The sequence below is a fragment of the Varibaculum cambriense genome (assembly GCF_022133705.1).
GTDB lineage: Bacteria > Actinomycetota > Actinomycetes > Actinomycetales > Actinomycetaceae > Varibaculum > Varibaculum cambriense_A.
Genome location: NZ_JAKNHJ010000005.1, coordinates 94,217 through 107,565 on the forward strand (window position 1 = coordinate 94,217; position 13,349 = coordinate 107,565).

General features: G+C 53.1%; 11 protein-coding genes, 1 tRNA gene and 2 pseudogenes. 5 read left to right on the forward strand and 9 right to left on the reverse strand.

The features are described 5' to 3' along the window. Window positions 1–220: 220 nt before the first annotated feature. A pseudogene (locus tag L0M99_RS09905) lies at window positions 221–526 on the forward strand (DNA polymerase); the annotation flags it as partial. Window positions 527–582: 56 nt separating this feature from the next. Here L0M99_RS09905 and L0M99_RS03695 read toward each other — a convergent pair. Continuing rightward, a complete protein-coding gene (locus tag L0M99_RS03695) occupies window positions 583–1,527 on the reverse strand; it encodes an Abi family protein (RefSeq protein WP_238127809.1) in 945 nt (314 codons plus the stop codon). Window positions 1,528–1,640: 113 nt separating this feature from the next. On the opposite strand from L0M99_RS03695, the pseudogene L0M99_RS03700 reads away from it, so the two are divergent. The 3 genes and pseudogenes from L0M99_RS03700 to L0M99_RS09985 all read left to right on the forward strand — a co-directional run. Next, window positions 1,641–1,880 (forward strand): annotated as a pseudogene (locus L0M99_RS03700) (integrase core domain-containing protein); the annotation flags it as partial. Window positions 1,881–2,111: 231 nt separating this feature from the next. After that, window positions 2,112–2,654, forward strand: coding sequence for a hypothetical protein (locus tag L0M99_RS03705; protein ID WP_238127810.1), 543 nt, complete (start codon window positions 2,112–2,114; stop codon window positions 2,652–2,654). A 322-nt stretch (window positions 2,655–2,976) separates the two neighbouring features. Then, entirely contained in the window at window positions 2,977–3,696 is a 720-nt protein-coding gene (locus L0M99_RS09985) for an oxygenase MpaB family protein (RefSeq protein WP_353934890.1), read from the forward strand. 41 nt (window positions 3,697–3,737) lie between these two features. On the opposite strand, the gene L0M99_RS03710 is transcribed toward L0M99_RS09985, so the two are convergent. After that, window positions 3,738–3,808 (reverse strand) — tRNA-Gly (locus tag L0M99_RS03710). 133 nt (window positions 3,809–3,941) lie between these two features. Between L0M99_RS03710 and L0M99_RS03715 the strand changes: the two genes are divergently transcribed. Further along, window positions 3,942–4,352 (forward strand): NUDIX domain-containing protein, encoded by a 411-nt coding sequence (locus L0M99_RS03715; RefSeq protein ID WP_024058368.1) that lies wholly within the window; start codon window positions 3,942–3,944, stop codon window positions 4,350–4,352. 66 nt (window positions 4,353–4,418) lie between these two features. On the opposite strand, the gene L0M99_RS03720 is transcribed toward L0M99_RS03715, so the two are convergent. From L0M99_RS03720 to L0M99_RS03750, 7 genes are all read right to left on the reverse strand, one after another. Beyond that, a complete protein-coding gene (locus L0M99_RS03720; protein ID WP_024058369.1) occupies window positions 4,419–5,666 on the reverse strand; it encodes an anaerobic glycerol-3-phosphate dehydrogenase subunit C in 1,248 nt (415 codons plus the stop codon). Then, the gene (gene glpB, locus L0M99_RS03725) at window positions 5,659–6,906 is read right to left on the reverse strand and encodes a glycerol-3-phosphate dehydrogenase subunit GlpB (RefSeq protein ID WP_024058370.1); all 1,248 of its coding nucleotides are present in this window, start codon (window positions 6,904–6,906) and stop codon (window positions 5,659–5,661) included. Before glpB ends, L0M99_RS03720 begins: the two co-directional genes overlap by 8 nt. After that, window positions 6,903–8,549 (reverse strand): anaerobic glycerol-3-phosphate dehydrogenase subunit GlpA, encoded by a 1,647-nt coding sequence (glpA, locus tag L0M99_RS03730; RefSeq protein WP_024058371.1) that lies wholly within the window; start codon window positions 8,547–8,549, stop codon window positions 6,903–6,905. Before glpA ends, glpB begins: the two co-directional genes overlap by 4 nt. A 355-nt stretch (window positions 8,550–8,904) precedes the next feature. Continuing rightward, window positions 8,905–10,026 (reverse strand): ABC transporter ATP-binding protein, encoded by a 1,122-nt coding sequence (locus tag L0M99_RS03735; RefSeq protein WP_024058372.1) that lies wholly within the window; start codon window positions 10,024–10,026, stop codon window positions 8,905–8,907. A gap of 38 nt (window positions 10,027–10,064) precedes the next feature. Beyond that, window positions 10,065–11,366 (reverse strand): ABC transporter substrate-binding protein, encoded by a 1,302-nt coding sequence (locus L0M99_RS03740; protein WP_024058373.1) that lies wholly within the window; start codon window positions 11,364–11,366, stop codon window positions 10,065–10,067. A gap of 23 nt (window positions 11,367–11,389) precedes the next feature. Beyond that, entirely contained in the window at window positions 11,390–12,277 is an 888-nt protein-coding gene (locus L0M99_RS03745; RefSeq protein ID WP_024058374.1) for a carbohydrate ABC transporter permease, read from the reverse strand. After that, window positions 12,274–13,257, reverse strand: a complete 984-nt coding sequence (locus L0M99_RS03750; protein WP_024058375.1) for a carbohydrate ABC transporter permease — start codon at window positions 13,255–13,257, stop codon at window positions 12,274–12,276. The genes L0M99_RS03745 and L0M99_RS03750 overlap by 4 nt, the downstream gene beginning before the upstream one ends. Window positions 13,258–13,349 lie beyond the last annotated feature (92 nt).

The window sequence follows — 13,349 nt, forward strand, 5'->3', positions numbered from 1 at the left end:
CCCTGTTGAACAGGGGTTTTGTTGTTTCTGGGGTTGTTTTTTGGGGGCTAATGCCTGAATGGGGGTGCGGACGGATTGTTGGAGAGTGTTTTATGAATGTTTCGTATTCTTTGGAGCAGCGTCGGCAGGCGTTGAGGGTGTATAGGCGTACGGGGTCGGTGACTAAAACGGTTTTGTTGCTGGGTTATCCCTGGGCGTTGGACGTTGCATAAGTGGATTCGGTAGGCGGTTGGCGTATGTTCAGCCGCGTCTTGGTGAGAATCGTTGGGGCGGGACGTCCATCACCTATACCGGAACCACCACAGCACGCCGCTGGGGACAGTTAGAGACCTACGGTGGGAAGCTTGTCGAGAATATCGTGGAGGCGATCGCTCGTGACCTCCTCGTCCACGCTATGCTTAGCGTTACTAAGGCTAGGCGTCGGATTGTGATGCATGTGCACGACGAAATCGTCATCGACGAGCCCACAGATTCTGGCTTCACCGTGACTGACGCGTGCGAGCTGATGTCCACGCTCCCAGCATGAGCCGAAGGTTTGCCGTTGGATGCGGATGGGTATGAGTGCGCCTATTACCGTAAGGATTAGCTGTTGATTGTCCAGATGGGATCTTGTTTCCAGCTGGGGCTGGCACCTATATGCGTTAGATCGACACCAGGAATTTCGGTGGGGAAACTGTCTAGGACGTCGCTGATGGCCTGTATTTCAGCGGTGAAATTTCCTCGTCGCAAGAGGAATGCGGTGAGCACCAACGCGGTGTACATGCGTCCTGAAGAATGTGTCGTGGCCGATAGCGTTTGGTCGCTGCGACGGTGTCTGACCAGTGGACGGATAACGAGTTGCCTGTTCCACAGTCTGGCGTGATGGGCGCATACGTTACGAATGAAATTCGCAGTGCGCATCCATGATTCCAACTCGTCGGCACGAGCCAAGTACTTGTCAGCAATGCGACGACGCTGTTCGAAGGGAGCCAACGAAAACAGGGTCACGAGTTGTCCGAATTCGAGGATCTCGGTGGCCACCCACACCGGCAAACGACCATCGTGGGTCTGGTTGTAATGCATGACGAAATCTTCTGTAGAGCGCGACTGCGTTTGGGCTAGCTTCTGCGTAAACAGTACTGCACGGCGATGCATTGCGCCTGACGGCCAAATCCGTTCGAGGTCGAGGTGAATGAACGGATCGATCTCACCCAGCACGTGCCCCACGTCAACTCGCAGGCACACCTCCAGCTTGCATAGCGCCCGCCACACAGCAAGACGCAGCTGTTCGTCAAACTCGTACAGCTCAACCGCGTGATGCATACGTGTGCCGGGAACGAAACGATCTAAACGCCGCCGAGGTGAGCCTTCGGGAGCTGACTGGCGCAACGGGTAGGAGTATCCCGAAAGCCGGTAATAGCCGACAGTAGATAACTCGCGGCGGTAATCACCGGCATCCAATAGGCCACGACGAGTGAGGATATTGATCTGCTCATCGATACTGACCCACGGTTTATCGACCACCAGCCCACCCGCTTCCAAAAACATGAAGACCGGCTCTGACCTGTCTCGGAAACCGATACAAGCGAGCCGGTACTAGTGGTAATCACTATACCGCGAAAACAGCGACAGAATCAAGAACTCGGCGTACCTTATGTATTTTGAGCGCGGTGGGAGACTCCTACGATAACGCGCTAGCCGAAGCGGTCAACGGCCTATACAAGGCTGAGCTGATCTACTCCCACCCCTGGGCATCACTGACAGAGGTTGAGTTCGCCACCATGAACTGGGTCCACTGGTGGAACAATGAGCGCCTACACGAATCCCTGGACTATCCCACACCCGAAAAGGTGATAACCCGCTATAATCAAACCCACGCTAAACAACTAGCACCCACATAATAAGCGGAACAAAACCTGGGACGCTTCTGCACTGAACCCCAATTTTTGGAAAGTAGAAGGAGTTATTCAATGGTTGAGCCGATGAAGTTCGGGCCGGAACAGGATATATGGTCCCCATACACTCGGAACTTGCCGCTCTTGTTGCGGAAGATGAGCAAGTACCCCGAAGAAACACGAGTATTTAACCAGGCACCAATTCTACTGGGTGTGGGAATACCCGGAGCACTCCTAATGACCCTAACAGCACTAGTCATGACACCCGCTTACTTCCGCGGTACCAATGATGACCTCGCCTCGGTTATCGCACCAATACTAATGGCACTCTTTATGTACACCCTGACGGCTATCGGACTGTTCCGCCGCTACGGTGTAGACCAAGACAAAGTCTGGTCAAAATTCGGCAAGATTTACTATAAGGAAGTCCGCTTCGACGAAATCACTGACATCAAACTCAGTGTTGCCAACCAGCGCTACAAGTTCTACAAAGGTGAAAAGAAAATCAACCTGGACTACACGCGCTTCGACTACACGCTGGCTTTCATCCGCCTACTAGAAGAACTCCAACACCGCCGCTTCACACTCTACGGAGTATCACCAGATGACCCCAGCTGGGAAGACGAAGCCCAAATGGCCCGAAATGACGTAGCCTGGAATGCCTATGACAACCACCGCAAATACTACAACTCCCACCCCGAAGAACTCGCCAAACTAAACGCGCTAGTCCAACCACCGACAACTGCTAATACTGCAACAGAGTCAGAACAGCCAACCTAGAAGTACAACCAGGTCCAACCAGCAAGGTTAGGGATCTAGCTTTTCGTCACGGGGCTTCACGATTTTCCCAAAAGTCATGAAGCCCCGACTTGATTGAAACACTGAAGATATGTTTGTCTCTCAAGTTCGTGAACAGCTCGCTGAAGCCATTCGTAAACGTGTAGCTGGGTCTGACCGAAAAGACCGAGCCGACCTCATTTGGCGCGCTCTCGGAGAACGCTGGTTCACGAACGCGGACCCAATCGTGGAAGTACAGGGTGCTCCCACCATGGACATTGGCGGAATCCGCGCCCTCCTACTGCAAAGTCTGCACCCATTGGCAATGGCGGGCGTGGCTGGACATTCTGGATATCAGGATGACCCGTGGGGACGGCTACAACGCACCGCGGACTACGTTGCGACGACCACGTTCGCACGCAAAGAAGACGTGGAGAAAATGATCTCCCACGTGCGTCGCATCCATGACCACATAAAGGGCGAGCTACCGGATGGGCGCCCATATGCGGCATCTGATCCTCACCTGTTGACGTGGGTTCATTGCGCGGAAATCGAGTCGTTCCTAACCGCGTATCAGAATCTCAGTCCGCATCCCTTAAAACCCGTGCAATGCGATACGTATGTAGCCCAAACTGCGATTTCCGCCAAAATGCTGGGAGTAACAAATCCACCGCGTAGCGTCGATGAACTCTACAAACTGATGGCGTCCTATGGTCTCGAACTCGAGTTTTCACCAGCCACCGCAGACGTCATAGACCTTCTGATTGACAACCCACCACTGTCATCCCCCAATGAAATGGGGTTACGACATGTTGAAAAACGGCGCGATCGCTCTGCTACCCGGTTCAGTCAGGATAATGCTTGGGCTTGCAGACTCCAACGACCCGTCACATGTGAGCCTACAAGACGCGCTTTGGCGCCGTCCCATCGCGCTTTTCGCGACCGCGACACTTCGTCGGACACTGGGGCAAGTGACGCTTCGAAAAGAAGTGGAGCTGGTGTTCGGTCGCTGCGCTCCCTACGACCCTCCTCGTTCGTCGAATAAGCAAAAAGAGCAAGCTCCTTTTGCTTGCTCTCCTCACTTCGAGCGGGTGACGAGAATCGAACTCGCCTCTACAGCTTGGGAAGCTGTCGTTCTACCGATGAACTACACCCGCGTTGGCATCTAGCCGCCTTTAGAGTATAACCAGTAGCGGCGCTCCACTCAAAACGAGCGGTTACAGTAAGAATAAAAAGACCGGGCACGATGAGCTAAGCGGCTAAGTTCGACTCAACAAGAGGGAGGGACGAATGACTTTCGTAGTAGCGTTAGCGGCCATTTGCGATAGCAAACTACTCTGTGCGCAGCGCTCCTACCCCGAAAAACTACGCGGCAAATGGGAGCTACCCGGCGGGAAAGTGCGCGAGGGCGAGGAACCGGTAGCAGCGTTAGTTAGGGAAATAAAAGAAGAGCTCGATTGGGAGATTCCGTCTTCGCAGCTGAAACAAATCTTGCCCGGTCCGCTCCCGACGGGGAACTGGCCGCTACTAAAAGGCGCCCAAATGCGAGTAATGCTTTACTATCCCCGTGAGCTACCAGTCCTGCAAACAGGGGATTCGCATCTCCACCTGCAGTGGAGTCCGGTAGAAAAAGTAACGCAGCTAGACTGGCTAGAACCCGACTTACCTATCGCCGAAGCGTTAAGTCGTGTCCTGAAATAACCAGCCCAGCTGCGTCCTCAAAACAGATAACAAGCCAGCGGAGCCTAAACTCCAACTAACCCAGCATTAGCTATCTTTTAGCCCCATGGCCTCAAACAACAGATAGATTGGGTGGACAGCGGGCTTACCGCCCCCCTTCTCTAACTGCCAGCGGCAAGTCTCGGTATCCGAAACTACCAGGTCAGAGTTGGTGCTCTTAATCTTATCGAATGCGGTCTTGCCTACTGCTTGCGCAATGTCATATTTTTCCCGTTTCAACCCGTAAGTGCCGGCAATCCCGCAGCAGGTAGCGCCTGATTCGTGAACCGTCAGTCCCGGAATCTTATCCAGTAACTGCTTACCGGGGGTGCCAATCCCCGTGGATTTTAGCTGGCAGGGCGCGTGATAAGTAACCGTCAGGTTCATCGGCTCCAAGTTATCCAGATCCAGTTCGCCCCGGTCATACAAATCCAGCAGGAACTCCGAAATATCCCAGATACGCCGCGACACCTGCGTGAGCTCCTCGTCTTGGACTCCCAGAATCTCGCGAGCCTCATGCTTGACCATGCCCACGCAAGAACCGGAAGAACCAACTATCGTTAGGTCATCCCCGGGGACATTCAAATCATGCGCCAGCTTGCGAATCAGTTTCTTTGACCCGTCGTAAAGGCCATTAGACTGTTGCGCCAATCCACAGCAACCATGAGGAGGTACCAGTACCTCGTATCCCAGGTGCTCGAGAATCTGTACCGAGCGAATCGAGGTAGTAGTTTCAAAGAACTCACCCGCACAACCGTGGAAGAACACGATCTTGCCCTTAGTGGGAGCCGGAGCAGTGCGGGTATGCTTCTTAAACCATTTTTCAAAACTAAACCCGTCAGCGACCGGCATCGGCGCTTCATGGTGAATCCCGAAAGTCTTCTCTACAATCTGACGAATCGGTTTTTGCTTCAGTGCCCAGTTCGCCAGCGGCGCCACCGGGGTCATCGCCTTGCCCATAAACATGGTGTTGGAGATGAGCACGTCGCGCAGCGGGCGTCCATTTTGCTGCTTCATCGCGGCGCGAGCCACGTTATTTAGCTCAGCCACCTTCACGCCCTGCGGACACACTAAGGTGCAAGTACCGCAGCTGGAGCAGTAATCAATGGTGTGGTCAACCGACATTCCCTTGCGGAAACGTTCTGCTTGTGGTCCCACGTATTTCGGACCGGGGAACAGGGGAGTGACCGCTGCCACCGGGCATTGAGTTTCACAAATCGTGCATTTGACGCAAGCATCCAAGCTGGCGCGCATTAACGGATTAAACTCGGGTTTATTACGTAAATCCTTAGTCATTGGTATCCCCCAAAATCGTCTCACAAGCCCTAAAAGCGGAAGCTAAAGCAATGCCGTCACCGGATTTTTCCCGCCACCGAGTGGCTCCCGCCAGCAATCCGCCAGCCGCATAAAGGTTCTGATATAGCGCATTCCCGGAAGCATCCAGTACCCGCATCTGCGAATCGACCTGTACCCCCACTTCGAACAAGGGCTGGTCTGGCCCCCAATAGTCTTCGTGAACCAGCGGTCCGCTCGGGATTGCGAGCGGTAAATTAAAGGCTCGCTCGGTAACGTTCCAGTAAGAATCCACATGTAAAGTACCGGATTCAAAGCCGCCACCAGCGTAGATGAAGTGCTTAGCTTTAAGGGTCGTCTCCGAGCCAGCAGAATCGAAGGTCACGGATTCAACCCGGCCATCACTAACGTTTAGCCCCGTCACTTCACTGCCGATAATGTAGCGTACCCCCAGATCTCGCACCATTTGAGTGAGAGCCTCATTGAGGCGCATCCCCGGAATCGAGGGCGGCAGAATCGGGATCTCGAACACTTCATGCCCCAGGCGACGAGAGATGTCCTTCCAGGCGCCCAGATCCTTCAATCCCAACACCGCGGGGAAACCAACTACCTCCCCGTCTTTCAAATAGCGTTTAACCTCGTCACAGAATTTGGCGCGGAAATCCTCGGTGTCGAGGGCGCGGGCGAAGTTCAAACCGGAAGTGTCGGCCTCGCCCGGGCGTACCGGGATATCTATCCAGATGTGGCGAGCCGAAACTTTACCTCCACCGGGAATTTCTTGTTTTTCCAGATTTTCGGCTACCAATTGCGGATAAAAATCCTTGAGGCGGCGCAGCCCCACGATTACGTATTTCTTACCGTCCTCAGGCGCGCCCGCCAGCATTGACGGTTGGGGTAGGCAGGTGGGGCGCCAAGCACCTAGGCAGGTGGGCAAGAATACGTTCTTATCTGGGCTGCCGGCCAGTAAATCTGCCCCTAGCTGCTCTTTCAGCCAGTTAGCAGAATCGGCAACTGCCTGGGATCCCAGTTTCCCGTAAGGGTGGGATTGAGGTAACTTGTCGATCGCCGCGAGAGGATTATCTACCCGCTCCGGGCTGTATCCATACAGGTCAATCGTGCCTTGACCGAGCTGGATGCCCCCGATGCCCTTGGTTATTAAATCAACTTCCCGTCCGGCCTTAAGTAGCCGAACTGCAGCGCTAAGACCGGAAAGGCCAGCACCGATTACTACTACGTCTCTCACGCTAGTGCCTCCTTTACGGCTTCACGTTCCTGTTTATCGCGTTCTTGTTCGACCGGATTGAGGGCGACCTCGCTCAGCTGGCCTTTTCCAGGCGCATGCTCCAGGTCGAAAATGCCCTGCATAATCCAGCTATCGAGGGCGGTTTCGCGGGCAGACTCCCCGAAAAGAATCGGTTTAATACCAATCCAACGATTCTTCATAAATAGGGAAATCATATTGGTTGCCCGCTCAACTGAGGCGGCGCCCTGTTCGTTAACGATGCCGGCGCAACGCATAGAGCAGAATCCGCCTTGACACGGCCCCATCCCAATGCGGAGCTGACGGCGCAGATCATCGAGAGAAGCATTCGGGAATTCTTGAATGGTTTCTTCCACCATTCGCCGCGAAACCAGTTCGCATTCGCAAATAATCTGATCTTTATTCCACTCTTTTTCCCGTGCCTGTAGGCGATCGGTGAGTCGATGTTGCCGGGAGTTCTCTTGCCCGGGAACCGCTTCCTGGGCGGTGCGACAAGGACGCTCATCCTTCATAATGTCGCACATAATGTTTACAGCACGTTCGGCCATCAAGCGGCAGGTAGTAAGTTTGCCACCCGCCACGGTAAGCATGCCCTTGACCCCGTCGCGTTCCTCGTGATCCATAACTGACATACCGCGGGACATATGGCGCGAATCGGTAGCTGCCACCCGGTTGTCTTTAACCAGCGGACGAGCCCCTACCCATACGTGCAGAGGACGAGAATGACGGAACCCTGGCAACAGAGCATCCCCTGCGTCTAACATTTGCTGTACTTCTTTGTCTTTTATCTGTAGGAAGTCAGCGCTAGGCGCCACCTGGTCGGTAGTACCGATAATTGCTACCTGATGGGCAGGAACAATCAAGTCCCCATCCGAAGGATAAATACAGCGGTTAATCACGTGTTGGCAGATGCGGTGATTCATGGCGATCATGATCCCGGCGCCCGGAACCACATTCACATCATGGCAACCTGCCATAGCGGCGATTTCGCCGGCCCAAGGGCCGCCACAGTTAATGATGAACTTACAGTCGATGCGGACTTTTTCCCCACCGTTCTTGTGATCCTCACAAGTGACAGCGCTGACTGCTCCATTGGTGACTTCAATACCGGTAACCCAGTGGTAGGGGAGGATTTCTGCGCCATACTCTTTAGCGGAGTGGGCAAACCCCCAAACCATTTTCCAGCCATCAATAGTGGCATCTTGCACCGCGAAAGCTCGCTTGAGTTTCGGGTCGAGACGAGGCTCGCGTTTTAGCGCTTCGGCCGCCGAAATTTCGTAGGCCGGAACTTTTGTTTTATTAGCACACTCCAGGAAAATATCTGCGTGCTCTTCGCTATCTTTTGAGGTAGTAACGAAGAGTCCACCGGTATCTTCGATGGCGTGGGGAACGACTTTACGTAAAATATCGTTCTCTTCTGCACATTCAGTTGCGGATTCGGGATCCGATTTTACGTAGCGTCCTCCCGAATGCAGTAATCCGTGGAACCTAGCAGTGGTACCTTGGGCTAAATCCACCCGATCTACCAGTGCGGCTTTGAATCCGCGCATGGCAACGTCGCGTACTACGGCACTGCCGGTGGCTCCGCCACCAATCACCACCACATCGACTTCTAGTTTTCTCACCCTTTGCCTCCAGAATCGAACGCAGCCTCGCTGCCGCGCGTCAATAACTACCCCAGAATCTGCTCCTGCGGCTCTTTTTTAGGTTATCGCTCACGCTTAAATCTCGTGCGGATAGTGAAGAGTTTGCACATATTCGCGCTCGGTTTTTTTATAAATACACGTCCTCTCATAAGCCGAAAGGCTTTTAGCTGCAATTAGTTTCCCCGATGGTTTTGCACAGATTTGCAAAACCATCGGGGGAAGGGATTATTTTCTGAACTGATCGTTACCTAGAGGAGGAGATCGCTAAATTTAGCCGTCTCCCGGTCTGCTTTTCGTGACCGTTTAAGTTAACTGTCCGGTTTTATTGCCCTGATTAGCTAACTTCCGGAACCGCCAAAGATGCCCCCTGTGACACTGCCTGTCCCGTAGCCGGATCGAAGAAATAAAGTTCTTCTAAATTGGGCTTGGTTCGATAGATCTCGCCCCGATCGGGGAATACCCCTCGCGGCAATAACACCGCAACTCTATCCGGGGTGGCAGCTACCTTTTCCGGGGGTTGCCCGTAAAGGAAGGCCTGACTGCCTAAACGTTCGATGATGTGGGTAGTCAGGGAAAGCGCTGTCTCCCCACTGCTGGCGGGCAACCAGGATTCGGGGCGCACTCCCAATACCACTTGCTCTTTTACCTGGGCGCGCACCGTTCTAGGAATTGGTACTGGCAAGTCCCCCAACAGAGCTTGACCTTCAGAGTTAATAGGCAGAGTGAACAAGGTGATCGCCGGGGAACCGATGAAGGAAGCAACGAAAGTGTTTACCGGTTTGCGGTAAAGGTCAGTGGGGGTAGCTACCTGTTGGAGGACCCCTGACTCCATCACCGCTACGCGATGACCCATGGTCATGGCTTCCACTTGATCATGGGTGACATAAACGGTGGTTACTCCCAGTTCTCTTTGTAAAGATGCAATTTCTCCCCGCATCGAAACCCGCAATTTTGCATCAAGGTTTGATAGCGGTTCATCCATGCAGAATACGGTGGGTTTGCGGACAATGGCGCGTCCCATGGCGACCCTTTGTCGTTGCCCTCCGCTCATGGCACCAGGTTTGCGATCCAGCAAATCTTCCAGCTGCAAAAGCCGGGCTGCCCACTGCACCCGTTCCTTAATTTTATTTTTGGGCATCCCCTTATTTTCCAGGGCGAAACCCATGTTTTGAGCGACTGTCATATTGGGATAGAGGGCGTAGCTTTGGAATACCATCGCCACGTCCCGCGAGCGCGGGCGCGCCCCGGTCATGTCTTTGCCGCCGATCAGGATGCGCCCGGAGGTGGCCGGCTCCAAGCCGGCCACCATCCGCAGCGATGTGGATTTGCCGCAGCCAGACGGTCCTACTAAAACTACGCATTCACCGTCCTCAATATGGAGGTTCAGGGAGTCAACCGCCGGTTTAGCTGCCCCTGAAAACAGGCGGGATGCATTTTCGAAAGTCACGCTAGCCAAGGCATTTCCTTTCCTTGTGGCGCCAGGCGCCCTAATAGTTACTTCTTCTTATCGAGTTTTGGTTTGATCTGGCTGTCAATGATCTTTTGCAGATCCTTTTGCAAAGCATCGAAAGTGGACTGTACGTCCTCGCCTTGCGCGATCTTGTCTAAAGCGGCACCAATCTTTTGACCGCCCCCCGAAACATAAGCGCGGGCAGCATCTTGCGCTTTGGTCTTGGGTAGCTGATCGAGAGCGGTCTGGAAGTTCGGGTGTTCTTTGATATAGGACTTAGTTTCATCCGAGTCAACCGCAGAGGTTCTTACCGGCATATACCCGGTAGCCTGCGAGAACTTTACAGTGTTCTCGGTATTGGTGAGGAAGGCAATGAACTTAGCAGCCGCCTCTTGATTCTTAGAGTTGGCGGGGATTGCTAGGCCGCACCCACCGGTAGACACCCCGGGTACGCCCTCGGGAGTAGGTAGAAAAGCGGTACCTACGTTAACTTTTCCGTCTTCCTCAACGCCTTGCAGCGAGCCGGTAGATTCCAGCATCGCGGCTGCTTGTCCGGTAGTGAACGGAACTGTCGCATCTTTTGTGGCTTTAAAGTAATCGTTCTTGAACTGGTCTTGCAGGAACTTGCCAGCAGCCACGCCTTTTTCATCGGCAACATTGACGGTCAGATCTTTGGAATAGGAACCACCCATCGACCAGATCATGCCCTGGAAGTACCAATCCAAGTAGTTGGATCCGTCAGGAATGGACAAGGGCAGCACTCCGGAAGCCTTTAGCTTAGGTGCGAAATCTTTATTCCATTCCTCCCAGGTCTTAGGGCCGCGGTCGGGAACACCGGCTTTCTTGAACAGGTCTTTGTTGTAGTAGAAAAGCGGAGTTGAACGCGCATAGGGAACCGCGTAGTGCTTGCCATCAATGGTGTATTCATCGTAAAGCGACTTTACGTAGTCATCGGGTTTTGCATCCACCTTTTTCATCAAGTCATCTAGGGGAGCAAAATTATCGTTTAGTGCGAAGTTGTACCAGGTTACGTCGGAAGCAACCACCACGTCCGGGGTTTGTCCACCGGTGAGGGCGGCGTTGAACTTTTGCGCCACTTCCTCGTAATCTTTTCCGGCGTCGGTGAGCTTAATCTTGATATTGGGGTTTTCCTTTTCGAAAGCGGCAATAATCTCTTTCTCGGTATCTTTGGAGTTAGCCGGGTGGTTAGACCAAACATCCAGGGTTACCTTACCTTTCGGGTCATTTTGCTCGATAGTTCCCGAGGAGGAAGTGCCGGCGCATCCCGACAGTACTAGGGATGCAACTGCGGCTCCGGTCAGGAGCAGTTTCCGTGTGCGATTCATTTTTACCTTTCTGCTTGTTCGGGTCAGCCCTTAACTGCCCCGGTAGTAAGTCCTTTGATCATGTTCTTCTGCAATACGAAAAACACGATCAAGAGGGGAATCACAGCTAGCACCGTGCCAGCCATGACCGGGCCCCAATTGGTGAGACCCTCGTTGTTTTGAAGGAAAGTCAATCCGATTTGGATAGGAGCGGTACGTTCGTCCTCTGACATTAGGAATGGCCACAGGTATTCGTTCCAATCGTTAACGATGGTGATCAGGGCGAATGCGGATAAAGTTGGCCAGGACATCGGCAACACTACTCGCCACAGCAGCTTTAGAGGGCCGGCTCCATCCATGCGAGCCGCTTCGATCACTTCAGTAGGTAGCGACAGGAAATGGTTACGCATGAGGAAGGTACCGAAAGCGGTACCGGCCAGAGGCAAGATAATCCCGGCAAAGGTATTGCGCATGTTCATACCCGCGATTAGCGAATAGTTTGAAATTACGGTGATCTGGTTAGGTACCAGTAAGGAGGCGATAATCAAGATGAAAACCAGGTTGCGGCCGGGGAAGCGCAGTAGCGCTAAGGCATAAGCCGAAAGCACCCCCAGGAGGATTTTCACCGCGGAGAGCACGATGGTAATAATCAACGAGTTCCGCAGGTAGGTGAGCAAGGGAATCTCACTGCTTACTGCCCGGTAGTTCTCAGTGGTAAAGGGGTTGGCGATATAGGTTGCCGGATGAGTGTAAATATCGCCTTGAGTTTTAAATGAGGTCAGCACGATCCAATAAATCGGGATCATGATTCCCAGAAAGGCGATTATCATCGCGATATAACCGATTATTTTGAATGCGACTGAGGTAGTCACCGTGTCTTCGCGGACATACTCTTCCGCTTTCTGTTTGCGGAAAGCCAGTTTTTTACTCATTGGTTATCCCTGTCCATAACTCGCACCTGCAGCAGGGTGATCACCAGCAGTATTAAGAACATGATGGTGGCCACGGTGGCTCCATATCCTGCTCGGGAGTTAACGAATGTTTCCTGGTAGATTTGGTAAACCATCGTGGTGGTGCCGGTACCCTGCGGACCGCCGTGGGTCATTACATTGATAATGTCGAATACTTGCATTGAGTTGAGAAGTACGGTGATTGACAAGAAGAACGTAGTAGGACGTAGTTGCGGCAATAGGACTTTAGTGAAACGTCGCCACGGGGAGGCTCCATCTATCTCTGCCGCCTCGTCCAGATCTATCCGTCTAGCTTGGAGAGCAGCTAGATAGATTACGAAGGTGTAGCCCAGATTCTTCCAAATGTAAGTCACGGTCACCATGAAGAGCGCCCAGTTGGGATTTTGGTAGAAGTCGGGGATAGCGGTGAAGCCGAGGCGAGTCATAATGTCTTGGATGAGTCCGACGCTGGGGTCGAAAACGAATTGAAATGCCACTCCAATGGCGGCTCCGGAAATAATGTAGGGCGCGAAAACCACGGAGCGGACTAGGTTACGGCCGAAGAGTTTTTGATCCAGGATCATCGCCATCATCAGTCCCAGGGCTAGTGATCCAACCACGGTGGCGAAGGTAAAAATCACCGTGTTTAGTACGATGCGCACGGTGGAATCAGCTTGAAACCATTCGATGTAGTTCGCTAGTCCAATAAAGGTGGCTTGGGGAGAGGAAATGTTCCAGTCCCTAAAAGACAGGCGAATATTGTCTACCAGCGGCCGGTAGGTAAAAACCATCAGCAATATCAGGTTGGGGATAAGTAACGCTGCTGCGAGCCAGCCTTCCGCTCGGTCTGGGCGGTCGGAGCGTTTCGCCGGACCCGCTGGATTTTTTCCTGCTTTGGTGGGAACCGGGGGAGAGGCCGGTGGGGAAACAGAGCCGACCCGTTTAGAGTTTTCAGTTGACACGTCTCATTGATAAGCCACCAGTATTAACGGTTAGGAACTAAAAGTTTAGGAGTAGGCGTCCAAGTAATAAAGGTTTTATGACTGAAAAGTTA

What these genes read in the sequence shown, in the direction of transcription:
- L0M99_RS09985 (WP_353934890.1), top strand. Translation starts at nt 2,977, where the DNA reads ATGGCGGGCGTGGCTGGACATTCTGGATATCAGGATGACCCGTGGGGA.
- L0M99_RS03720 (WP_024058369.1), bottom strand. Translation starts at nt 5,666, where the DNA reads ATGACTAAGGATTTACGTAATAAACCCGAGTTTAATCCGTTAATGCGC.
- L0M99_RS03740 (WP_024058373.1), bottom strand. Translation starts at nt 11,366, where the DNA reads ATGAATCGCACACGGAAACTGCTCCTGACCGGAGCCGCAGTTGCATCC.
- L0M99_RS03705 (WP_238127810.1), top strand. Translation starts at nt 2,112, where the DNA reads ATGACCCTAACAGCACTAGTCATGACACCCGCTTACTTCCGCGGTACC.
- L0M99_RS03715 (WP_024058368.1), top strand. Translation starts at nt 3,942, where the DNA reads ATGACTTTCGTAGTAGCGTTAGCGGCCATTTGCGATAGCAAACTACTC.
- L0M99_RS03695 (WP_238127809.1), bottom strand. Translation starts at nt 1,527, where the DNA reads ATGTTTTTGGAAGCGGGTGGGCTGGTGGTCGATAAACCGTGGGTCAGT.
- L0M99_RS03745 (WP_024058374.1), bottom strand. Translation starts at nt 12,277, where the DNA reads ATGAGTAAAAAACTGGCTTTCCGCAAACAGAAAGCGGAAGAGTATGTC.